Annotated in this window: 20 protein-coding genes; 6 read left to right on the plus strand and 14 right to left on the minus strand. The window is 66.1% G+C overall.

Going from position 1 to position 23323, the window contains the following annotated elements; all coding sequences use genetic code 11:
• Genes ACKTTN_RS06380 through ACKTTN_RS06400 form a run of 5 tightly spaced genes read right to left on the minus strand, consistent with a single transcriptional unit; the run spans position 1 to position 4588 of the window.
• Complete coding sequence (locus ACKTTN_RS06380; RefSeq protein ID WP_407909039.1) at positions 1–492, minus strand: GNAT family N-acetyltransferase; 492 nt, start codon at positions 490–492, stop codon at positions 1–3.
• Positions 489–1385, minus strand: coding sequence for a hydroxymethylglutaryl-CoA lyase (locus ACKTTN_RS06385; RefSeq protein WP_407909040.1), 897 nt, complete (start codon positions 1383–1385; stop codon positions 489–491). Before ACKTTN_RS06385 ends, ACKTTN_RS06380 begins: the two co-directional genes overlap by 4 nt.
• Positions 1382–3385 carry an acetyl/propionyl/methylcrotonyl-CoA carboxylase subunit alpha gene (locus tag ACKTTN_RS06390; RefSeq protein WP_407909041.1) on the minus strand — a complete coding sequence of 668 codons (2004 nt, stop codon included), beginning with the start codon at positions 3383–3385 and terminating at the stop codon, positions 1382–1384. The genes ACKTTN_RS06385 and ACKTTN_RS06390 overlap by 4 nt, the downstream gene beginning before the upstream one ends.
• Positions 3385–3792, minus strand: coding sequence for a VOC family protein (locus ACKTTN_RS06395; RefSeq protein ID WP_407909042.1), 408 nt, complete (start codon positions 3790–3792; stop codon positions 3385–3387). Before ACKTTN_RS06395 ends, ACKTTN_RS06390 begins: the two co-directional genes overlap by 1 nt.
• A gap of 10 nt (positions 3793–3802) precedes the next feature.
• Positions 3803–4588: an enoyl-CoA hydratase-related protein gene (locus tag ACKTTN_RS06400; protein ID WP_407909043.1), complete on the minus strand. Its 786-nt coding sequence runs from the start codon at positions 4586–4588 to the stop codon at positions 3803–3805.
• A 119-nt stretch (positions 4589–4707) separates the two neighbouring features.
• Here ACKTTN_RS06400 and ACKTTN_RS06405 point away from each other — a divergent pair, with 119 nt between their 5' ends.
• Genes ACKTTN_RS06405 through ACKTTN_RS06415 form a run of 3 tightly spaced genes read left to right on the plus strand, consistent with a single transcriptional unit; the run spans position 4708 to position 7111 of the window.
• A complete protein-coding gene (locus tag ACKTTN_RS06405) occupies positions 4708–5004 on the plus strand; it encodes a FeoA family protein (RefSeq protein WP_407909044.1) in 297 nt (98 codons plus the stop codon).
• Positions 5001–6872: a ferrous iron transport protein B gene (gene feoB, locus ACKTTN_RS06410; protein WP_407909045.1), complete on the plus strand. Its 1872-nt coding sequence runs from the start codon at positions 5001–5003 to the stop codon at positions 6870–6872. The genes ACKTTN_RS06405 and feoB overlap by 4 nt, the downstream gene beginning before the upstream one ends.
• Before the next feature lie 2 nt (positions 6873–6874).
• Complete coding sequence (locus tag ACKTTN_RS06415) at positions 6875–7111, plus strand: DUF6587 family protein (RefSeq protein ID WP_407909046.1); 237 nt, start codon at positions 6875–6877, stop codon at positions 7109–7111.
• 1 nt (position 7112) lies between these two features.
• Here ACKTTN_RS06415 and ACKTTN_RS06420 read toward each other — a convergent pair whose 3' ends face one another.
• From ACKTTN_RS06420 to ACKTTN_RS06460, 9 genes are all read right to left on the minus strand, one after another.
• The gene (locus ACKTTN_RS06420; RefSeq protein ID WP_407909047.1) at positions 7113–7463 is read right to left on the minus strand and encodes a hypothetical protein; all 351 of its coding nucleotides are present in this window, start codon (positions 7461–7463) and stop codon (positions 7113–7115) included.
• Positions 7460–8014: a bactofilin family protein gene (locus ACKTTN_RS06425; RefSeq protein WP_407909048.1), complete on the minus strand. Its 555-nt coding sequence runs from the start codon at positions 8012–8014 to the stop codon at positions 7460–7462. Before ACKTTN_RS06425 ends, ACKTTN_RS06420 begins: the two co-directional genes overlap by 4 nt.
• 183 nt (positions 8015–8197) lie before the next feature.
• Positions 8198–9808 (minus strand): carboxyl transferase domain-containing protein, encoded by a 1611-nt coding sequence (locus tag ACKTTN_RS06430; RefSeq protein WP_407909049.1) that lies wholly within the window; start codon positions 9806–9808, stop codon positions 8198–8200.
• Positions 9809–9960: 152 nt separating this feature from the next.
• Positions 9961–10359, minus strand: coding sequence for a hypothetical protein (locus ACKTTN_RS06435; RefSeq protein WP_407909050.1), 399 nt, complete (start codon positions 10357–10359; stop codon positions 9961–9963).
• 163 nt (positions 10360–10522) lie between these two features.
• Positions 10523–10909, minus strand: a complete 387-nt coding sequence (locus ACKTTN_RS06440) for a hypothetical protein (RefSeq protein WP_407909051.1) — start codon at positions 10907–10909, stop codon at positions 10523–10525.
• 120 nt (positions 10910–11029) lie between these two features.
• Complete coding sequence (locus ACKTTN_RS06445) at positions 11030–12205, minus strand: thiolase family protein (protein ID WP_407909052.1); 1176 nt, start codon at positions 12203–12205, stop codon at positions 11030–11032.
• Between the two features lie 244 nt (positions 12206–12449).
• Complete coding sequence (locus tag ACKTTN_RS06450; protein WP_407909053.1) at positions 12450–13607, minus strand: isovaleryl-CoA dehydrogenase; 1158 nt, start codon at positions 13605–13607, stop codon at positions 12450–12452.
• Between the two features lie 207 nt (positions 13608–13814).
• Positions 13815–14918: a Glu/Leu/Phe/Val dehydrogenase dimerization domain-containing protein gene (locus ACKTTN_RS06455; RefSeq protein ID WP_407909054.1), complete on the minus strand. Its 1104-nt coding sequence runs from the start codon at positions 14916–14918 to the stop codon at positions 13815–13817.
• A gap of 348 nt (positions 14919–15266) precedes the next feature.
• Positions 15267–16535 carry a 2OG-Fe(II) oxygenase gene (locus tag ACKTTN_RS06460; protein WP_407909055.1) on the minus strand — a complete coding sequence of 423 codons (1269 nt, stop codon included), beginning with the start codon at positions 16533–16535 and terminating at the stop codon, positions 15267–15269.
• A 94-nt stretch (positions 16536–16629) separates the two neighbouring features.
• On the opposite strand from ACKTTN_RS06460, the gene ACKTTN_RS06465 reads away from it, so the two are divergent.
• The 3 genes from ACKTTN_RS06465 to ACKTTN_RS06475 all read left to right on the plus strand — a co-directional run bounded on the left by ACKTTN_RS06465 (position 16630) and on the right by ACKTTN_RS06475 (position 23286).
• Positions 16630–20163 (plus strand): methylmalonyl-CoA mutase family protein, encoded by a 3534-nt coding sequence (locus tag ACKTTN_RS06465; RefSeq protein WP_407909056.1) that lies wholly within the window; start codon positions 16630–16632, stop codon positions 20161–20163.
• Positions 20164–20251: 88 nt separating this feature from the next.
• A complete protein-coding gene (locus tag ACKTTN_RS06470; RefSeq protein WP_407909057.1) occupies positions 20252–22537 on the plus strand; it encodes a GGDEF domain-containing protein in 2286 nt (761 codons plus the stop codon).
• 179 nt (positions 22538–22716) lie between these two features.
• The gene (locus ACKTTN_RS06475) at positions 22717–23286 is read left to right on the plus strand and encodes a hypothetical protein (RefSeq protein ID WP_407909058.1); all 570 of its coding nucleotides are present in this window, start codon (positions 22717–22719) and stop codon (positions 23284–23286) included.
• The last annotated feature ends 37 nt before the right edge of the window (positions 23287–23323 follow it).

The following is a 23323-nucleotide window of genomic DNA, read 5'->3' on the forward strand; positions in this document are numbered from 1 at the left end:
TCAGAGGTCCTTGAGGTACCAGACGTCGCAGCCGCCGTGGCCGGTGGCGCCGAGCGGCGCTTCGATGCGGCGGAAGCCTTTGCGCTCATACAGGCGCATCGCCGCGTCCATGCCGGTGAGTGTTTCCAGATAGCAGCGCTTGAAGGCGAATTCGCGTGCGGCGTCGAGCGACTTTTCCATCACCGCGGCACCGGCACCGAGGCCGCGCGCCGTCGGCAGGAAATACATCTTGCGCAGCTCGCAGGTGTCCGCGTCGCCGCCTTCCAGTGGCGCCACGCCACCACCACCGACCACTTCGCCGTTCACTTCGAGCACGAAGTACGCACTGCGCGGCGCGGAATACGCGCGATGCATCCAGTCGACTTCCGGGTCGTTGATCGCGAAACCCGAACCGCACGCGCCGAACTCCGGCATGACCGCCCGGATGATGCGGGCGATGGCCGCGTCGTCGCGCGCATCGATGGGGCGGATCGTGTAGTCGGCAGGTTTCATTCGCTGCTTCCGCGGGCGCGGGTGACTTTGCTGGACGTTTCGCGGCCGAGCAGGGCCGCCAGCCAGCGTCCGGTATCGACCAGCGCGTCTAGATCGACGCCGGTCGTCATGCCCATGCCGTGCAGCATGTAGACGACGTCCTCGCTCGCGACGTTGCCGCTTGCGCCCTTTGCATACGGGCATCCGCCGGTGCCGGACACCGCCGAATCGACGACGCGAACGCCTTCCTCGAGGCACGCGAGAATGTTGGCGAGCGCCTGTCCGTAGGTGTCGTGGAAGTGCACTGCGAGCGCCCGCATCGGCACTTCGGTCGCAACATCACGCAGCATGGCCCGCGCCTTCGACGGCGTACCCACGCCGATCGTGTCGCCGAGCGACACTTCCTCGCAACCCATCGCATGCAGCGCCTTCGCGACGCGCACCACGTCCGCCACCGGCACGTCGCCCTGGTACGGGCAGCCGAGCACCGTCGACACGTAACCACGCACGCGGACGCCGTCGACCTTCGCGCGCTCCATCACCGGCGCGAAGCGCTCGAGCGATTCGTCGATCGACGCGTTGATGTTCTTGCGGTTGAACGCTTCCGACGCCGCGGTGAACACCGCGATGTGCGTGACGCCGACCTCGCGCGCGCGCTCGTAGCCCTGCAGGTTCGGCACCAGCACCGGATAGTCGACACCGGCGCGTCGCGCGATCCCGCGATAGACGTCGGCGGCATCGGCAAGCTGCGGTACCCATTTCGGGCTGACGAAACTGGTGGCCTCGACGACGGGCAGGCCGGTCGCCGACAGTCGATCGATCAACGCGATCTTGTCGGCGGTCGCGATGATCGTCTTCTCGTTCTGCAGCCCGTCGCGTGGGCCGACCTCGACGATGCGGACGAGGTCACTCACGACACGTGCTCCAGAACGACCAGCGCGGCGTCGGCTTCGACGAAATCACCCGCCGCGCCGCGCACTTCGGCGATGACGCCGTCGCGCGGTGACTTCAGGCTCAATTCCATCTTCATCGCTTCGATGACCATCACTTCCTGGCCCGCGGTCACGGCGTCGCCCGCCTGCACGCGAGCGACCACGACGCGTCCCGGCATCGGCGCAGCGATCCGATCGGTGCCGCCTTCGCCAATGCCGTGATGCGTGTCGTGCAGTGGCGCAGCGGTGATCGCGATCCGGTGCGTGCCGTCGTGCGCGGTCCAATGCCCGCGACCACCACCGACCTGCACGCGCATCGCGGTGCCGTCGATGCGCAGGCTCATTGCATCGCCGTCGAGCCGCGCGCCATCGATCGCATGCAGGCGACCGCCATGCTCGACGCGGTAACGCCCGTTGTGACCGCCTGCACGCAGTACGACGCGCTCGCCGCGGTGTTCCACCGCGATGCGCGACATTGCGTGTTCGCCGATGCGCCACCCGTCGGGCGTCGCCCACGGCGAGGTCGGGTCGTTCGACGCCGCGTTGCAGCCGCGCGCGCCACGTTCGTGCGAAACCAATCGTGCGACAACTGCGGCGACAAACAGCCGCGAGTCATCACTGCTGGACGTCGAAAGGAATTCGTCGAGGTGGCGATCGAGGTAGCCCGTATCGATCGTGCCGTCGACCACGGCCGGGTGACGCACGAGTCGCTCGAGGAATTCGACGTTCGACTTCGGCCCCGCGATCTCGCACTGCGCGAGCGCGCTGCGCATGCGTGCGAGTGCCTGCGCGCGGTCCGCGCCGTGCACGATCAGCTTGGCGATCATGGGGTCGTAGAAGATGGTGACCGTGTCGCCTTCCACTACACCGGAATCGACGCGAACGCCTTCGGCCGCCGTCGGCAGGCGCAGACGCTCGAGGCGCCCCGAACCCGGCAGGAAGCCGGCGTCCGGATCTTCGGCGTACAGGCGCACTTCGATCGCGTGGCCGCGTTGCGCGAGCGCGTCCTGCGTGACCGGCAGCGACTCCCCTGATGCCACGCGCAGCTGCCACTCGACGAGATCAAGCCCCGTCACCATCTCGGTGACCGGATGCTCGACCTGCAGGCGCGTGTTGATCTCCATGAAATAGAAGCCGCCGTCCTGCCCGACAATGAACTCGACGGTGCCGGCGTTGACGTAGTCGATCGCGCGCGCGGCCTGCACGGCGGCATCGCCCATGGCGCGACGCAGTTCCGGCGTCAGGAACGGCGACGGCGATTCCTCCAGCACCTTCTGGTAGCGACGCTGCGCCGAGCATTCACGCTCGAACAGGTGCTGCGTGTTGCCGTGCGTGTCGGCGAACACCTGGATCTCGATGTGCCGCGGCTTCTCGATGTAGCGCTCCAGCAGCACGCGGTCGCGCCCGAACGCATTGCGCGCTTCGCGCTGGCAGCTCTCCAGGTTGGGCAGGAATTCCTGCGACGACCGCACGATGCGCATGCCCTTGCCACCGCCGCCGTGCGCCGCCTTGATCATCAACGGATAGCCGATCCGATCGGCCTCGCGCTGCAGCGTTTCGTTCGACTGGTCCTCGCCCGTGTAGCCGGGCACGACCGGAACGCCCGCCGCGTGCATCAGGTCCTTGGCGCCGGCCTTGCTGCCCATCTTTCGCATCGACGCCGCGGGCGGGCCGATGAACACGAGACCCGCTGCTTCTACCGTGTCGGCGAAGTCCGCGTTCTCGCTGAGGAAACCGTAGCCGGGATGGATCGCCTGCGCGCCGGAACTGAGCGCGACCTCGAGGATCGCGTCGCCGCGCAGATACGACTCCTGCGGACGCGGTCCACCGATTCGATAGGCCTCGTCGGCCTGGCGCACGTGCTGCGCGTCGGCATCGGCGTCCGAATACACGGCGACGGTGCGGATGCCGAGCGCGCGGCAGGTGCGGATCACGCGGCAGGCGATCTCGCCGCGATTGGCGATCAGGATCTTGTCGAACATCAGGGCGAGGCTTCCATGCGGTGGCAAACCGCTTCGACGTTGTGGCCGTCCGGATCGATCACGAACGCGCCGTAGTAATTCGGGTGGTAGTGCGCGCGAATGCCCGGCGCGCCGTTGTCGGTCGCACCCGCGGCGAGCGCGGCGGCGTGGAAGGCGTCGACGGCCGCGCGCGAGTCCGTGACGAAAGCGATATGCAGACCGTCATGCGTGACATTGCCGTCGGCGCGTTCGCCGATCCAGAACGTGGGCTTGCCGTCGTGGCCGAAGCCCGCATGCCGCGAGCCATCGCCCGTCACCGACGCCGGCACGTCCATCACCAGCCCAGAGCCCAACGGCGCGAGTACCGCCGTGTAGAACGCGCGGCTGCGGTCGTAGTCGCGAACGGAAATGCCGAGGTGGTCGATCATGTCGATGTCCTCACGTGCACCAGTTCGCCTTGCGCTTCTCGAGGAACGCGCCCAGGCCTTCCTGGCCTTCGGGCGACACGCGCAGGCGGGCGATGAGGTCGGCGTTTTCGGCGTCGTGTCGGCTGCGATCGCTGTGCGACGCGACGCGACGTACCAGCGACTTGGCTTCGCCCGCGGCGATCGGGCCCGCCTTGAGCAGCAGGTCGATCTGGCGCTGCACGGCGGCGTCGAGCGCGGCGTCGTCATCGACGAGTTCGTGCAGCAGGCCGATGCGATAGGCGGTCGCGGCGTCGAACAGTTCGGCAGTGGCGAACCAGCGGCGCGCCTGGCGCGCGCCGATCGCTTCGATCACGTACGGCGAGATCACCGCCGGCAGCAGGCCGAGCTTGCTTTCGGTCAGGCCGAACCTGGCGTTCGACGTCGCGATCGCGATGTCGCAGCAGGCCACCAGCCCGACCCCGCCGCCGAACGCCGCACCGTGGACGCGGGCGATCGTCGGCTTCGGCAGCTCGTCGAGCGTGCGCATCAGGCGGGCGAGGGCGAGGGCGTCCCGGCGGTTTTCGTCCTCGCCGGCGGCCGCCATGTCGCGCATCCAGTTCAGGTCGGCACCGGCGGAGAACGACGCGCCTTCGCCTTCGATCACCACCACGCGGACATCGCGATCGTGGCCCACCGATTCCAGCGCGCCGGTGAGCGCGGCGATCACCGTGGCGTCGAACGCGTTGTGCAGCTGCGGCCGGTTGAGCCGAAGGCGGGCGACGGCGCCCTCGCGCAGATGGAGCAGGGGATGGCTCATGGACGGGCGTCGGCGGGAAGCACCGGATGATAGCCGGTCGGTCGGGCGCGCCTTCAGCATCCGGGCGGCCGTGGCGGTGTTAGAATGAGAACAATTCCCATTTGGGTCGGCGCGCCGTCGTGAGACTTTCCGAGCTGCCTTTCCGCACCGCGGCGACGGTGCTCGCCGTAGACGACGCGATGCCGAACGACATGATCGCGCGGCGCCTGCGCGAGCTCGGTTTCGTGGGCGGCGAGGCGGTCGAGGTGGTGGCGTCCGGCCCGGTCGGCGCCGAGCCGCTGCTGGTGCAGGTCGGCTTCACCCGCTTCGCACTCCGCCGCCGCGAGGCCGACCGGATCCGCATCCGCCTGCCGGAAGAAGTGTCGGCGGGCGTCCGCCCGGCGCACGAAGCGGAACCCGAGGCCGTGCAGGCATGACCGCCGAAGTCGGCACGCTTCGCCTCGCGCTGGTCGGCAATCCCAATTGCGGCAAGACGGCGCTGTTCAACCGCCTCACCGGCAGCCGGCAGAAGGTCGCGAACTACGCGGGCGTGACGGTCGAGCGCAAGGAAGGCCGTTTCTCCGCGCCGTCTGGTCGCGAATACGTCGTGCTCGACCTGCCCGGCGCCTACAGCCTCCAGGCCGCGAGCCTCGACGAAGCGGTGACGCGCGATCTCTGTCGCGGCTTCTATCCGGGCGAACCGGCGCCCGACGTCATCGTCTGCGTGGTCGACGCCACCAACCTGCGCCTGCACCTGCGGTTCGCGCTGGAAGTGCGCGAACTCGGCCGGCCGATGATCGTCGCGGTCAACATGATGGACGCCGCCCGGCGTCGCGGCATCGAAGTCGACATGGCCGCGCTCGAGCGCGAGCTCGGCGTGCCGGTGGTGCCGACCATTGCGGTACGCAGCGGTGGCGCGAAGGAACTCGTCGACGCGATCGACCGCGGTGGCGCGGGCATGCCACCAATCGACATCCACAACGCCGGGTCGAGCGCGACCGACGTCGATGCATTGCACGCCAGGACGCGCGCGATCCTCGCGGCCGCCGTGCGCATGCCGCGCCGCACAGCCGAGATCGACGACACGCTCGATCGTTGGCTGCTGCATCCGGTGTTCGGGCTGGTCGCGCTGGCCGCGGTGATGTTCCTGATCTTCCAGGCCGTGTATGCGTGGGCGACGCCGCTGATGGACCTGATAGACGCCGGCACCGCGTGGCTCGGCACGGCCGTCACCACGACGCTTCCGCCGGGCCCACTGACAAGCCTGCTAGCCAATGGCGTGATCGCCGGCGTGGGCGGCGTCATCGTGTTCCTGCCGCAGATCCTGATCCTGTTCCTCTTCATCCTCGCGCTCGAGGAATCAGGCTACCTGCCGCGCGCCGCGTTCCTGCTCGATCGCACGATGGCCGCCGCGGGTTTGTCGGGCCGCTCCTTCATCCCGCTGCTGTCGAGCTTCGCCTGCGCGATTCCGGGAATCATGGCGACGCGCTCGATCCAGGATCCGCGCGATCGCCTGGCCACCATCCTCGTCGCGCCGCTGATGACGTGTTCCGCGCGGCTTCCGGTCTACACGCTTCTGATCAGCGCGTTCATCCCGCGCCGCGAAGTGCTCGGCATCTTCAACCTGCAAGGGCTGGTGCTGTTCGCGCTGTACGCGGCCGGCATCCTGAGCGCGCTCGCGGTTGCGTGGATCATGAAGAAGTGGCGTCGCGATAAGGGCGAGCATCCGCTTATGCTCGAGCTGCCGTCGTATCGCGTCCCACATCCGCGCGACCTCGCGATCGGCCTGTGGGAACGTGCGGCCATCTTCCTCAAGCGCGTGGGCGGCATCATCCTCGCGCTCACGATCCTGCTGTGGTTCCTGCTGAATTTCCCGTCGCCGCCGGCCGGCTTCACCGGCGCCGCGATCGACTACAGCTTCGCCGGCCGCATCGGCCACGCGATGACCGCGATCTTCGCGCCCATCGGTTTCAACTGGCAGATCTGCATCGCGCTGGTGCCGGGGCTGGCCGCGCGCGAGGTCGCGGTGTCGTCGCTGGCGACCATCTACGCGCTGTCGGCCGCGAACGACGAGATCGCCGCGCAGACGCTTGCGCCCATCCTCGCCAGTGGTTGGTCGCTGGCAACCGCGCTGTCGTTGCTCGTCTGGTACATCTACGCGCCGCAATGCGTGTCGACGCTCGCGACCATCCGCCGCGAAACCAATTCATGGAAGCAGGTCGGCATCAGCGCGGGCTACCTGTTCGCGCTCGCGTACCTCGCGTCGCTGCTGACGTATCAGGTCGCGCACTACCTCGGCGGCTGACGATGAACGCCGGCGTCGTACTTCAGGATGTGATCGTCGCGCTCGCGGTGATCGCGAGCGCGGTCTACGTCTTCCGTACGCGGTTTCCAGGCACCGCGCGACGCCTGCGTGGCTGGGCGGCGATCCGCATGATCGACAGCGGCTCGCCGTCGATGTCGAAGCTGGGCCGACGGCTCGCACCCGCGGCGCGGGTGCAGGATGGTTGCGGCAGCTGCGACGGCTGCGAAACGAAGCGCTGAGTCAGCGGCGCCGGCCCTTGCCGGCCGGCACCACGTTCGTTTCCACGGACACGCTGAAGGTGCGGCTCTGCGTGCCTTCGAGCGCACCGACGCCGACGACCTTGCGATCGACTTCCTCGCCGCGCTCGTTACGGATCACCAGCACCATCGTGTATTCGACGGCTTCGCCCGGCCGGTCGGACCGCAGCGAACCTTCGACGGCCAGCGACGTCGTCCGCTGCGTTTCCTTGGGTGCGTCGAAGCGCAAATGATGCTTGCACCCCGGGCAAACGCTCGCGGTCTCGAGGATGGTCGTCCTGCAGTGCGGACAGGTCCGTGTCGCACCCGGCGTACCGGGCCGAACAGCGCTCATGCGGCGCTGTCGGTGTCCGTCTTGTCGTTCTTCGGCTTGCGACCGTTGGCCGCGTCATCCCAACCGAATTCGACCATGCCGCGCATGCGCGCACCGGGCGCCACGGTGACCGTGCCGGCCTTGACGTCACCGATCATCGAACCGCTCTCGACGATCTCGACGCGCTGTGCAGACTCGACATTGCCCTCGAGGTCGCCCGCGACGATCACGCGACGCGCCTTGACGCCGCCGTTGACGCGCGCGCCGACTTCGATCGTCAGGTCGCCTTCGACGGCGATGTCACCGGTGAAGCGACCCGCGACGCGCACGCTGCCGGCGCCGAGGATCTTGCCTTCGATGGAGAGGTCGGACGCGATCACGGACTCCTGCGTCGCACGCGCCGGGGCGCGTGCCGCGGCAGGAGCGGGCGTCGGCGCGATCGATGCATTGGCCGAAACCGGCGTCGTCGCGAACGCGAATTCATTCGGCGACGGATCCTTGCCGAGCGCCGTTTCCGGCTGCGGCTGGGGCATGTCGCGCTTGTTGGTGGTGGTGTTCGGGAAAATCGCCATTGGGGTGTCCCTCGGGGGCGGGAAGGAAGGCCGAGCCTATCACGCGATCTTGACTACAAAACCGTGATCCACGGCCCCTTACTGACGCTGCGCGTCACCACACGTGCTTTGCGGTGGCTTGCGTTTCCCGGGGTTCAGGCGAGGGCGAACCGCGTCCGCGATTTGCTGCGTGGCGCGGCGTAGTTACATCCGGAATACGCCGAAGCGCGTGCGATCGTCGATCGGTGCGTTGAGCGATGCCGAGATGCCGAGGCCGAGCACGCGGCGGGTATCGGCCGGGTCGATGATGCCGTCGTCCCACAGGCGCGCCGTTGCGTAGTACGGGTTGCCCTGCGATTCGTACTGGTCGCGGATCGGTGCCTTGAATGCCTCTTCGTCGTCCGCGCTCCACGTCTTGCCAGCGCCTTCGAGCGCATCACGACGCACCGTCGCCAACACGCTCGCGGCCTGTTCGCCGCCCATGACGCTGATGCGCGCGTTGGGCCACATCCACAGGAAGCGCGCGCCGTACGCGCGGCCGCACATCGCATAGTTGCCGGCGCCGAAGCTGCCGCCGATGACGACGGTGAACTTCGGCACATGCGAGCACGCCACCGCGGTCACCATCTTCGCGCCGTCCTTCGCGATGCCCGCGTTCTCGTACTTGCGGCCGACCATGAAGCCGGTGATGTTCTGCAGGAATACGAGCGGGATGCCGCGCTGGTTGCACAGTTCGATGAAGTGCGCGCCCTTGAGCGCGCTCTCCGAGAAGAGGATGCCGTTGTTGGCGACGATGCCGACCGGATAGCCATGCAGGTGCGCAAACCCCGTGACCAGCGTCTTGCCGTAGCGCGCCTTGAATTCCTGGAACTCGCTCGCGTCGACGATGCGTGCGATCACTTCGCGGATGTCGAACGGACGGCGCGCATCCTTGGGCACGATGCCGTAGAGCTCGTCGGCCGGATGCAGCGGCTCGCGCGGTGGAATCGATGCGACCGGCAGCACCTTGCGGCGATTGAAGTTCTTGACGATGTCGCGCGCAATCTGCAGCGCGTGATCGTCGTCCTGCGCGAAGTGGTCGGCGACGCCCGACACGCTGGTGTGCACGTCGGCGCCACCGAGCGCTTCCGCGTCGACCACTTCACCAGTCGCAGCCTTCACCAGCGGCGGACCGCCGAGGAAGATCGTGCCCTGTTCCTTGACGATGATGCTTTCGTCGCACATCGCCGGCACGTAGGCGCCGCCCGCGGTGCAACTGCCCATCACCACCGCGACCTGCGGGATGTTGAGCGCCGACATGCGCGCCTGGTTGTAGAAGATGCGACCGAAGTGTTCCTTGTCCGGAAACACCTCGTCCTGCAGTGGCAGGAACGCGCCACCGGAATCGACCAGGTAGATGCAGGGCAGGTTGTTCTCAAGCGCGACTTCCTGCGCGCGCAGATGCTTTTTCACCGTCATCGGGAAATAGGTACCGCCCTTGACGGTCGCATCGTTGGCCACGATGACGACTTCCTGCCCCATCACGCGGCCGATGCCGCACGCCATGCCTGCCGCCGGCGCGGCGTCGTCGTACATGCCTTCGGCGGCGAGCGGCGCGATCTCGAGGAAGGGCGAACCTTCGTCCAGCAGCGTGGTGATGCGATCGCGTGCGAGCAGCTTGTCGCGTGCGGTGTGCTTCGCGCGCGCCTTCTCGCCACCACCCTCGGCCGCGCGCGCGAGGCGTCGACGCAGCTGGTCGACCAACGCACGGTGATGCTCGGCGTTCTCCTGGAACGCGGCGGAGCGCGGGTCGATCTGGCTTTCGATGACAGGCATGGCAGGACGCGGCAAACAGGACGCGCGATCAAACCACATGGCGGCACTCCGGGCCAGTCGCGACGTCGCTCGTCATGCAGCAGGAACGACGCAGCCGCAGAAACGAAGAAGGCCCGCTTTCGCGGGCCTCCGGTACTTCGAGCTCGATGCGATTACTTCTTCGCGTCGGCCTTGGCCTTGGCTTCTTCGGCAGCGGCGTCGGCCTTGTTGGCGACGTTCTGCGCAGCGTCGGCGGTGTTCTGCGCGGCGTTGGCGGTAGCGTTGGCAGCCGAGGCAGCAGCGTCGTTCGCGGCAGCAGCGGCGGTGTTGGCGGCGTTGTCGACGGCCTGGCCAGCCTGGGCGGCGGCTTCACCGGTGGCGGCAGCGGCGGCGTCGGCGCCTTCGGCAGCGGCGTTGCCGGCAGCGGCGGCGGCGTCAGCAGCCTTGTCGCCAGCGTTGGCGGCGGCAGCGGCAGCCTGGTCGGCTTCGTTCTGCGCGGTCGGGGTGTCGTTCTTGCAGGCCGACAGCGAGAGGGCGGCAGCGACGAGGAGGACGTAGAGCTTGGTGTTCATTGCAGTCTCCTAGGAGTTGTCTGAAAAAAAGAGATATCACTACTCAGGCAACGCCAGTGCGCGCATCACTCCGGCAGGGCCGGCTTATCGTTCACTGACCATGGAAAAAGCCGTCGGATGCCCGACGGCTTTTCCAAATACTACTACAGCAACCGAAGAAGAATTACTTCTTCTCGGGAGCAGCCGGAGCGGCGGCCGGAGCGTCAGCCGGCTTGGCAGCCTGCGCAGCGTCCTTGGCAGCGTCGGCAGCGTCGGCAGCCTTGTCGGCGGCGTCGGCAGCGTTGTCAGCCTGGGCGGCGGTCGGCGCAGCGGCAGCGGCGTCAGCCGAGGTCGCAGCGGCGTCAGCAGCCGAAGCAGCCGTGTCGGCAGCGGCCTGAGCGGCGCCGGCGGCAGCCTGGTCACCGGTGGCGGCGGTCGAGTCGGCGGCCTGCTGGGCCGTCGCGGCGTCCTGCTGCGCCTGAGCGGCGGAGTCGGCAGCCTGGTCCTTGTTCGAGCAAGCGGTCAGAGCCAGGCCCAGGGCCAGGGCGATCAGCGCCTTGTTGGTGTTCATCGGGTCAATTCCTCGTCGTGTGGTTTGGCAACGCGCATTTGCGCGCCCTAAACATGATGACAAGCGGCTGCGGCATGTCAAGCCATAGCTTGACGAGCGGCTTCTCACGATTCTTTAACTTCAGATGATTTCGATTGCAACTGCTGTAGCTTCGCCGCCACCGATGCAAAGCGATGTGATGCCGCGTTTACCGCCGCGCGCGATCAGCGCGTGGATGAGCGTCACCACCAGGCGCGCTCCGCTTGCGCCGATCGGGTGGCCCAGTGCGACAGCGCCACCGTTGACGTTGAGCTTGTCGTGCGGGATGCCGAGGTCCTTCATCGGCGCCATCGCGACGCACGCGAATGCTTCGTTGATCTCGAACAGGTCGACGTCGTCGATCGTCCAACCCGCCTTTTCCAGCACGCGGCGCGTGGACTCGACCGGCGCAGTGGTGAACCATTCCGGCGCCTGCGCGTGGCTCGAGTGCGCGACGATGCGCGCGATCGGCTTGGCGCCCAGGCGCTGCGCGGCATCGGACGACATCAGCACCGCGGCGGCGGCGCCGTCGGAAATCTTCGAGGACGTCGCGGCGGTCAGGCGACCTTCCTTGCCGAACGCGGCGCGCAACGTCGGGATCTTCGACGCATCGATCTTGCCCGGCTCTTCGTCGGTGTCGACGACGACGTCGCCCTTGCGGCCCTTCACCGTGACCGGGGCGATCTCCGCCTTGAACGCGCCGGACTGCACGGCGTCCTGCGCGCGCTTGACGCTTTCCGCCGCGTACGCGTCGAGCGCTTCGCGGGTGTAGTCGTAGGCAACGCAGGTGGCGTCGCCGAACACGCCCATCGCCTTGCCGTCGTACGGATTGGTCAGGCCGTCGTGCGCCATGTGGTCGAGCAGCTCGCCCGAGCCGTAGCGGATGCCCGTGCGCGAACCGTTGAGCAGATGCGGCGCGTTGGTCATCGACTCCATGCCACCGGCGACGATCACGTTGGCCGAGCCCGCGCGGATCATGTCGGTGGCGAGCATCATCGCCTTCATGCCCGAGCCGCAGACCTTGTTGATGGTGATGCACGCGGCGGACGTCGGTACGCCGGCGGCGATCGCGGCCTGGCGGGCCGGCGCCTGGCCGAGGCCTGCCGGCAGCACGCAGCCCATGATCACTTCCTGCACGGTGTCGCTCGCGACGCCGGCCTGTTCCAGCGCGCCACGGATGGCCGCAGCGCCGAGTTCGGGCGTGGGGACGCCGGTGAATTGGCCGAGGAAGGAACCGATGGCGGTGCGCTTGGCACCGACGATGACGACGTCGCTCATGGCGAACTCCGGATAAGGCTGCCGGCGCCGGGGCCGGAACCGTCCGATTATGCGGCGGCGTGTTGCGGTGCGGCAAACGTCCCAACACCGGACTGTTGCGCCGGTGTGACGTTGGGGTCGGGTCGACCAGCGTCGCGTGGCGGGTGCCCGGCGATCACCCGGATGCGCGCCTGGGTCGCGCCCATAAACGCAGACGGGCGACCGAAGTCGCCCGCACTGTCGCAGCCCGCGGTGGCAGCAGCGGTCAGCCGTTGCCGGCGAACAGCTCGCGGCCGATCAGCATGCGGCGGATCTCGTTGGTGCCCGCGCCGATCGCGTAGAGCTTGGCGTCGCGCAGCAGGCGGCCCGCCGGGTATTCGTTGATGTAGCCGTTGCCGCCGAGCGACTGGATGGCTTCGAGCGTTACCTGCACCGCAGCCTCGGACGCGTGCAGCAGGCACGACGCCGCGTCGACGCGCGACTTGTGCCCGGCGTCGTAATCGCGCGCCACCTGGTAGGCGAACGCGCGGCTGGACTGCAGCGACGTGTACATGTCCGCGACCTTGCCCTGCATCAGGCCGAACGTGCCGATCGCCTGGTCGAACTGCTTTCGCTCGCGCACGTAGGGCAGGGTTATGTCGAGCGCCGCCTGCATCAGGCCCAGCGGGCCGCCGGTCAGCACCAGGCGTTCGGTGTTGAGGCCCGACATCAGCACCTTGACGCCGTTGTTCACTTCGCCCAGCACGTTGTCCTGCGGGATCTCGCAGTTCTCGAACACGAGCTCGCAGGTGTTCGAACCACGCATGCCGAGCTTGTCGAGCTTCTGCGCAGTGCTGAACCCCTTCATGCCCTTTTCGACGATGAAGGCCGTCATGCACTTGCTGCCCGCGTCCTTGCCCGCGGTGCGCATGTAGACGACAAGGACGTCGGCTTCGGGACCGTTGGTGATCCACATCTTGTTGCCGTTCGCGACCCACACGCCATCGCGCAGTTCAGCGCGGCAGCTCATGGAGCCGACAACGTCGGAGCCCGCGCCCGGCTCGCTCATCGCCAATGCGCCCTTCCATTCGCCGGTGCACAGCTTCGGCAGGTACTTCGCGCGCTGCGCTTCGTTGCCGTTGGCGTAGAGGTTGCTGACGCACAGGTTCGAATGCGCGCCGTACGACAGGCCGACCGAACCGGACGCACGCGAGATTTCCTCCATCGCGACCAGATGCGCGAGGTAACCCATCTCGCTGCCGCCGTATTCGCCGGGCACGGTCATGCCGAGCAGGCCCATCTCGCCGAGCTTCAGCCACAGGTCCTGCGGGAACACGTTGTCGTGATCGATCTGCGCCGCGCGCGGCGCAATTTCGGCTTCGGCAAAGCGACGCACGGCGTCGCGCAGGGCATCGATCTCTTCGCCGAGGGGGAACGGTCGCATGCGGAACTGCCTCACCTTGAGTGCGTGTTGCGCCGATCGATGCGGGCTTCGGAACCCGCACGACGCGATGTCATGCGGAGTTCCGCAGCCCCCCTTGAGTCAAGGGGGGCGCCGCGACAGCGGCGGGGGTTGTGGAGCTGACGACCGGGGCCCGAGTTTTTCGCCAAGCGAAAAACGCAGGGGATTTATCGGTCAAAGGCCGATAAATCAGTGACCGCCGCGAATGCGACCTTCGAAGCGCGGCTTCGAACGGCCCAGCGGCAGCTTGAGCTTGCCGAGCATCGCGATGCGCTCTTCTGCCATGCGGTCGGCGGCCTTGTAGGTCGGGATGCCGTCACGGTCGGCGATCTCGTAGATGCGCGCGAGGTTGTGATAGATCGTGCGCATCATGCGCATCGCACGCTCGCGGTTGTAGCCCGTGATCTCGAGCGCCACGTTCATCACGCCGCCCGCGTTCACCGCGTAGTCCGGCGCGTAGACGATGCCGCGCTTCTCGACTTCATCGCCAATCGCGTTGTTCGCGAGCTGGTTGTTCGCGGCGCCGCAGATGATCTTGGCCTTCAGGCGCGGCAGCGTGTTCTCGTTGACCGTGCCACCCAGCGCGCACGGCGAGTAGACGTCGGCCGGCACGTCGTAGATCTCGTCCAGGCCCACGGCTTCCGCGCCGTACTCGTCCACCGCGTGCGCGACGAGGCTCTTGTTGATGTCGGTGACGAACACCTTGGCGCCGCGCTCGCGCAGCAGCTTCACGTATTCCATGCCGACGTGGCCGAGGCCCTGCACGGCGTACGAATAGTTGCCGACTTCCTCGTTGCCGAACTTGCGGTTCAGCGTCGCCATCAGGCCCTGCAGCGCGCCGTACGCGGTGAACGGCGACGGATCGCCCGAGCCGCCATGCACCTGGTGCACGCCGGTGACGTATTCGGTTTCGCGGTAGACGTATTCCATGTCATTGACGTCGATGCCGACGTCTTCCGCCGTGATGTAGCGGCCGCCCAGCGAGTCGACGAACTTGCCGAACGCGCGGAACAGCGCTTCGGACTTGTCCTTGGCCGGGTCGCCGATGATCACCGCCTTGCCACCGCCGATGTCGAGGCCCGCCACCGCATTCTTGTAGGTCATGCCGCGCGACAGGCGGAGCACGTCGTTCAACGCTTCCTGCTCGCTCGCGTACGGCCACATGCGCGTGCCGCCGAGGGCCGGGCCGAGCACGGTGTTGTGGATCGCGATGATGGCCTTGAGGCCCGCGTCCTTGTTGTGGCAGAAAACGACCTGCTCGTGGCCGGTGGTGTCGAGGGTTTCGAAGATCATCTCGGGCTCCGCGTCGGCACTGACGAAACGCGCTCCGCGCTTTCCGGCCGACTGGGTTGGTTAAGTCGTTGATACGAAGGGGTGGCACGACGTGCCCGGCGCGAAACCGCCCGACACAGAAGCGGGATTTTAGTCCATTCGCGATGTGCGGGCCTGCCCGCCAAACGCGCGGGCCGGGCCAGGCGTACCTTCGGTGGCGTATGGAAACGGCTTGTCCGGCCGCTTGGGCGTCGCGCACGGCCTGCCGGGTGCGGCCGGGTCCCGTCCAACGCGATGTGCGGCGAGGTCGGGCGATGTGAAGAGCCGCGGATGCGCCGGGCCTGGCCGGTGCGACGAATCACCAGCCTCTCAGTAAGCCCGGTACGCGCGTTCCCGCAGCCACAGCGTCGCCAGCCACTTCTCGCCGCGTTCGACCGGCAGGCCCGCGTGCAGCGAATCCGTCTGCGGTCGGCCATCGGCGTCGAGGTTGTCGAACACCACCGCACGGCCCGCGACCGGCTCGACGCGTACATCGCGCGCCGGGAACTCCGTCGCGCCACCTTCCGCCGGGGTGTTGAGGTACGCGCAGATCGTGCGTCGACGATTGCCCGCCTGCGGGCCGTCGCGTTCGATGGCCTCCGGCGGCAAATAGTCGCGATGCGGGCGGTATTCCTGGCCCGGCTCGTAGCGCAGCACGATGAGTTGTTCCGCGTTGACGAGTTCCGTGCCCGCCGCGGCGGCGAGGCGCAGTTGCACCAGCCGCAGCGCGAAGTCCTCGATGAGCGGATCGAACGACGCATCGCTGCTCGTGCGCAGCGATTCACGCGCGACATTCGCGCCGTCCGGCGAGTGCACGCGCGAGGGCTGCAGCATCGGCTGGGCGCTGGCGACCAACAGGCGGCATTCGTCCACCGACAACAGCCCGTCGAACTGCGCGATGCCCGGCGCCTCGGCGAGCACGGTGGGCGCCGGCGGATCCAGCACTTCCTCGAGCGTCAGCGACGACGGCGGTACCAGATGCTTCGGTGCGGCGGGCACGGCGACGATCTCGATGAGATCCGGAAAGCCGCTCTCGCGCAGGCGTGCCTTGAGCTTGGCCGCGCCTTCCGGATTCGCGGTGATGCCTTCGCCACGACGCAGGCGCTCGGCGAGCAATTGCGCGGCGACCGCATCGCCGCGGCCCGCTGCGTGATCCAGCAGCTGGATCGCGAGCGCCTGGTCCTGCAGGTTGGGCTTGCGGCCGAAATGGATCGCGGCGGCGCGCAGCGCCGGTGGGTGCCCGGCCTGGACCGCGGCGAGCAGGCGTGCGGCGACTTTCTCGTCGCGCGGCACGGCGGTGTTGCCCAGGCCCATCAGCGCAAGGAAATAACCCGCGATCGGCTGGCCCGCGGCTTCCGCGCGTTCGAAGGCCTGCACCGCGCCGGGCACGTCGGTGTCGGTGCCGACGCCGTACATCCGCATGCGCCCGAGCTCCACCATCGAGCCCACGTGCCCGGCCGTCGCGGCCTTGGCGTGGACGTCGAAGGCCTCCTCCATGTGCAGCTCGGCCACCAGTGCGGCGCCCAGGCGGTGGAGGTCGTCGGGCGCGCCGCTGGTGGCCTTCGCGCGCAGCGCGGCGAGATCGGTGGAATCAGTCATGGCGCGCAGGGTAACCGACCCTACGCGCCTCTCAGGAGCCGTACGGTCGCCTTGTTACAATCGAGCCATCCTTAGAAATAGATGTGCGACCGCCATGAGCTCGCCTGCCGACCGCCTGCCCGAAACCACCGCCACCGCCACGGAAGCCGCGACGCCCCTGCGTTTCGTCACCGCCGCGAGCCTGTTCGACGGGCACGACGCCGCGATCAACATCATGCGTCGCCTGATCCAGGGCGAGGGCGCCGAGGTCATCCACCTCGGCCACAACCGGTCGGTCGAGGACGTGGTGCGCGCCGCGCTGCAGGAAGACGCCGACGCCATCGCGCTGTCGAGCTACCAGGGCGGCCACGTCGAGTACTTCAAGTACATGGTCGACATGCTCAAGGAGCGCGGCGCCAGCCACATCCGCGTGTTCGGCGGCGGCGGCGGAACGATCACGCCGGAGGAGATCCGCGAGCTGCAGGCCTACGGCGTGGAGCGCATCTACCACCCGAACGACGGCATGCACATGGGCCTGGTCGCGATGATCGAGGACGTGGTGCGCCGCGCCGGTGCCGCGCGCCTCGACAACACGCCGTCCACCACCAGCCCCGCGATCGACGACGAGATCGCGCTCGGCCGCATGCTCAGCGCGATCGAAGAAGGCGCGCTCGACGAATCGCAGCTCTCGCACCTGCGCAAGCAGTGGCAGCTGGCCGGCAGCAAGACGCCCGTCATTGGCATCACGGGCACCGGCGGTGCGGGCAAGTCGTCGGTCACCGACGAGCTGCTCAACCGCTTCCTCGCCAATTTCCCCGATATGCACATCGCGGTGATCTCGGTCGACCCCACCCGTCGCCGCACCGGCGGCGCGCTGCTGGGCGATCGCATCCGCATGAACTCGCTGCGCAGCAATCGCGTCTACATGCGTTCGATGGCCACGCGCCGCCAGCACGCCGCGACCAACCTCGTGCTGCGCGACTGCATCGGCTTCCTCAAGGCGACCGGCTACGACCTCGTCATCGTCGAAACCGCCGGCATCGGCCAGAGCGATTCGGAGATCGTCGATCTTGTCGACTTCCCGATGTACGTGATGACCAGCGACTTCGGCGCGCCCAGCCAGCTCGAGAAGATCGATATGCTCGACTTCGCCGATCTCGTGGTGCTCAACAAGTTCGACAAGCGCGGCGCCGAAGACGCCCTGCGCGACGTGCGCAAGCAGTGGAAGCGCAACCGCGTGGCGTTCGCGACCAAGGACGAGGATGTCCCGGTCTATCCGACGATCGCCTCGCAGTTCAACGACCCCGGCATCAGCTGGATGTTCGCCAACCTCTGCCGACTGCTGCGCGAGAAGCTCTCACTGCCGGCGGACAAGTGGACGCCGGACATCGACACCTCGCTGAAGGAACCGCGCGCCACCGTGCTGATTCCCGGCAGCCGCGTGCGCTACCTCGCCGAGATCGCCGAGCAGGGCCGCGGCATCAACCGCCAGATCGAGACGCAGGCCGAGATCGCCGACCGCGCGCAGTCGCTGTGGGAAGCGTTGCGCGAACTCGGCGACGCCAAGCTGCCGAAGGCGCTCGACCTGTTCGACAGCGGCGACCTTACGATGACGACGAGCGTGCAGCCCGCCGCATCGAACGTGCCCGACAGCCCGTCGCCGTCGGTGCCCGTGCCGGTAGCCGAAACCACCGTCGACCGCTCGCTGCTCACGCTGCGCCAGCGCTACAACGACGCCGTGCAGTCGCTCACGTCCGAAGCGCTCAAGCTGCTGCGCGAATGGCCGGCGCGCCTGAAGTCGATCACGGACGACGTCACCGAATACAAGGTTCGCGACAAGGTCATCCGCGTCGAGAACTACCGCGAGTCGCTGAGCCACCAGAAGATCCCGAAGATCGCGGCGCCCACCTACAAGGGCTGGGGCGAGCTGCTCACGTTCCTGCAGAAGGAAAACCTGCCGGGCGACTACCCGTACACCGGCGGCGTGTATCCGTACCGCCGCACCGGCGAAGACCCGATCCGCATGTTCGCGGGCGAGGGCACGCCGGAGCGCACCAATCGCCGCTTCCATTACCTCAGCGTCGGGCAACCGGCGGCGCGCCTGTCGACCGCGTTCGACAGCGTCACGCTGTACGGCGAAGACCCGGCGCCGCGCCCGGACATCTACGGCAAGATCGGCAACTCGGGCGTCAACATCCCCACGCTCGACGACATGAAGAAGCTGTACTCCGGCTTCGACCTGTGCGCGCCTAGCACCTCGGTGTCGATGACCATCAACGGCCCGGCGCCGATGATCCTCGCGATGTTCATGAACACCGCGATCGACCAGCAGGTGGAGAAGTACCTGCGCGAGGACCAGTCGCGCTGGGATGCCGCGCACGACAAGATCGAAAAGATGTTCGAAGGCCGCACGCGCCCGAGCTATTCCGGCCCGCTGCCCGAAACGAACGACGGCCTCGGCCTCGGCCTGCTGGGCGTCACCGGCGATGAAGTGGTCGACGCGGAAACCTACGAGCGCATCAAGACCTACACGCTGCAGACTGTACGCGGCACCGTGCAGGCCGACATCCTCAAGGAAGACCAGGCGCAGAACACCTGCATCTTCAGCACCGAGTTCGCCCTGCGCATGATGGGCGACATCCAGCAGTACTTCGTCGACCGCAAGGTCCGCAACTTTTACTCGGTGAGCATCAGCGGTTATCACATCGCCGAAGCCGGCGCGAACCCGATCAGCCAGCTCGCTTTCACCCTCAGCAACGGCTTCACCATCGTCGAATACTACTTGGCGCGTGGCATGAACATCGACGACTTCGCGCCCAACCTGTCGTTCTTCTTCAGCAACGGCATGGACCCGGAGTACACCGTCATCGGCCGCGTCGCCCGCCGCATCTGGGCGCGCGCCATGCGCGAGCGCTACGGCGCCTCCGCGCGCAGCCAGATGATGAAGTACCACATCCAGACCAGCGGCCGGAGCCTGCACGCGCAGGAGATCCAGTTCAACGACATCCGCACCACGCTGCAGGCGCTGTACGCGCTGTTCGACAACTGCAACAGCCTGCACACCAACGCCTACGACGAAGCCATCACCACGCCGACGGAAGAGAGCGTGCGCCGTGCCGTCGCGATCCAGATGATCATCAACAAGGAGCTGGGGCTGAACTTCAACGAGAACCCCTGGCAGGGCAGCTTTATCGTCGACAAGCTCACCGACATCGTCGAAGAAGCCGTCTACAAGGAGTTCGAAGCCATCAGCGAGCGCGGCGGCGTGCTCGGCGCCATGGACACCATGTACCAGCGCGGCAAGATCCAGGAAGAGTCGCTCTACTACGAGCACAAGAAGCACGACGGCTCGCTGCCGCTGGTGGGCGTCAACACCTTCCTCGGCAAGGACGGCCACTCCGACGTCGCCACCGAGATCGAATTGATCCGCTCGACCGAAGAAGAGAAGGGCCAGCAGATCAGCAACGTCGCCGGCTACCAGGGCAACCGCAACGCGCGGGCAGGGGACGGCCTACGCTTCCTGCAGAAGACCGCCCGCGAACGCCGCAACGTGTTCGAAGCGCTGATGGAAGCGGTGAAGACGCATTCGCTGGGGCAGATCAGCCATGCGCTGTACGAAGTCGGTGGGGAGTACAGGCGGAATATGTGATTCGACGAAAGGGCCGGCACAACTCGTGGGCAGGCTCATGGGGGGCTTGCAGCACGGCCGAGGTTAGTCGCGAGGGGGAGCGGGGACCTTGAACATCAAGTGTTTACGAATGCTGCAGGCAAACGTGCAAGCACGTTTGCTACTGATCCATCCGCAGGCGCTCTCTGCTGGCGTCTATTATGCGAGCGGAAAGAAGTGGTTTGACCTCGCCGGCGTTGAACAGGGCGCGCGAGGGGTCAAATCGAGTCTCGACGCCGCACGCCGCTCCGCTCGAAAGATTTTTCGCCCAGTGAATGGGCGTGATGTCTTTTTCTGGGTCCCGGAGTTCGACGCTGTGGTCCAGGTCGCTTACTCCCGAGCTATCAAGGCGCCTGCTCAGGCGGCATCCCACGAGAATTTGTTGCGCCTCGTCGAAGACTCGATAAATCAGTATCGAGCGACGCATGACGTGCATACAGGCCTGCGCAACCGTGTGGCGTTCGACGACCACCTTTTGAAGTGCCTTCAGACAATTGCCAGCTCCAATCTCCTGGGCGTTACTGAGCTTGAACGAGCATCTCTCGGGCTCGGGCGGCCAAGCGTAATTCTGGCGTCTCTCGATATTGATCACTTCAAGGCCATTAACGACCGTTTTGGCCACGGTTATGGCGATCTGGTGCTCGCTGCATTAGCGAATCGGATAGAGCAGACTGCGACGACCCTTGCTTCTGAATCGGACGGAAAATTCTCGGCTGACGTCTTCCGTCTTGGCGGCGAAGAGTTTCAAATCGTCTTCTCTGGAGTGCTTTCTGAGCAAGAAGGCGTTGAACTATCGGAGCGGGTCGCTGAGTCCATTCGAGGCGATCTGCTTCCCTCCGCGGGCGAATACAACGCGCTGATTAAATTGGATTTCGCTGATGGAACGGCGCTGCCGCATGACGCAGACCGGAGAGTCACCGTAAGTATCGGTGTGGCTGCTGCGCTGCTTTCCCAGTCTGCACCTCCGGAAGCGGCCAAGAGGCTGAAGAGACAGGGGGACCTAGCCCTCTATTCGGCGAAGATCGGTGGGCGCGACAGGGTCAGATATTTCGACGACATTTTGAATCGAGGTGGTCGCATATCTAGCGTCGATGCCATTAATGGTGTTATTGCGATCGATATCGGTCGCGAGGTCGGCGTCAAGAAGGGCCAAGAGTTTGCCGTGTACCCGCCTGGCTACGACGGTGAGTCGCCATTTTTCGTTGGTGAAGGGCGATCAAGAAAGCGCGTAGGAAACCTTCCGAAATATCGCACCGCGATCATTTCGGCCTTCGATGTTCAGGGCGGTGTGTCTTTCTGCCGAGTGACCAATTTGGCAACTGGCGTGAGCCAACTGCAAGAAGGATCAACACTTGAAGCGATTCCATTGGGTTCGATTGCTCATTGGATGGCCGAAGTTCAAGGAAGTGCACGCTTCATAAGCGAGGGCGACTTGCGAGCTGCTCTTATCGAAAAAGATGAGACCGATAGTTATGTCGTCCTAGCGGTCGGGATTGGAAATTTGGAGCAAATCTCGGACGTCGACGGTATGGACCAAGCGCACGAGGCACTTGGTCGCGTGGGCCAGCACATGATTAGGACACTAGGGGGACGGGGAACGCTTGGCCAAGTCACCCAAAGTGTCTTCTGCGCGATAGTGCCCTGCCAAGATGAAGAAGCGGCTGGCGAACTCGCCGAGAGCTTGCGTCTGCACGACGGCCTTAGGGCCGGCAATGTCGAGCTTGGTGTGGGTTGGGTCTATAAGCCGAGCGATGCGGCCCCGGCTGAGCTGAGTGACGCAAATGACGCCAGCTGCTATCTCGACGCGGCGCTTTTCGCGGCGATCGAGGCTGCTCGGAACAACGAGGTGCAGCAGTTCACGTTGTTGGGGTGGAGTGCATCGCTGGCGCGGTCACGCGCAGCCGGGCAGTACAACCGCATGATCGCCGACTACAAGCTCTTTACGGACTTGGGTTTGTCAATATCGTTCGCCGACAACCAGATGGCCTTCCTTTACATACGGGGGCCCGAAAAGAACCTGGTCGCTGCGGAGGCCCACCTGCGTCGTGCGTGTTCGCTTGAAGACGTCCCAAGCGTCGTGAAGCAAAATTTGGGTTGTTTACTCATCTGGCAGGAGCGCGCTGTTGAGGGCCTTCCGATAGTACTTGCAGAAGAACCTCACATATTGGACAGCTACTGCCCTGCTCTGTTTTACGGAGCGCTTAGGACAATGTCCGCTGACGAGTTCCGGCAGTTCGTGGCGGACCGCATGGACCTCGCGAAAAAGGTCTCGCGAGATACGGCCGGTTGGCTAAATCGTTCGCAACTCGACGTAGCGAGAAATGCCGTCACGTCTGTCCTTGCTGAGCTGCAGTAAATGGGGTCTGCAGTAGATGAGGTCAGGTTCCGTTTTCCGATTGGTGACATCGGATGATGCGTCTGCGTTAATTGAGTGGCGGGTAGCGAATAGCCCGCCAGCAAACCGATGCCACTAGCGGGGTCAGGTTCCATTTTTCTCACGCCGGGCGCGTGCCTAGAGATTGTGGATATGGGGGCGTGGTGACCAGCAACGATGAAGCGGAGAATTTGTCTTTCGAGTGGCTATACGAGCGCGTGAGTTCTTACGTCGCTCAAACGACTACGCAAGGTCCCTCGACGCTGGAGAAATGGGCGTCTGGCATCGCGTTCGTGGCCGCTGGGGTGGGTCTGCTTGTCGCCGCGCTATCGCCATCAGTGATTGCGCCTTCTGCAGCGCTGCGGACCATGAAGTACGCGTTGGCTGCCGAGCTTCTAGGATTTGTCGTTGCGGTTGCGCGCATGCTTTGGCGAGAAGTTCCGCGTTGGTGCCAACTTCGCGCGAATCACGCGTTGGATATGGATCGAGAATTCGGACTTTGGTGCGTGTTGGTCGCCGAAGTGCGGCGCTTCCCCCGGGCGCAGCGCGAACAGATGCTGGCTTTTGCCAGGCGGTTGCGCGAGGGAATGACATACCGAATGGGACTCGCACTGGGTGGCGTGGAGCGCCTAGGCGTTTTCCCGGTGCTAGTCGCGCTGTACCTCCAATTTCGGAAAAAATGGGGTCAGGTTCCATTTCCGCCGGGCCGCTCAATCCCTTGGGTGATGTAGGCTGCGCGGAAGCCGGTACCGTGGGGGCGGTATGTGG

The organism is Lysobacter claricitrinus, from assembly GCF_045866565.1.
In the GTDB taxonomy this organism is placed as follows: domain Bacteria; phylum Pseudomonadota; class Gammaproteobacteria; order Xanthomonadales; family Xanthomonadaceae; genus Cognatilysobacter; species Cognatilysobacter claricitrinus.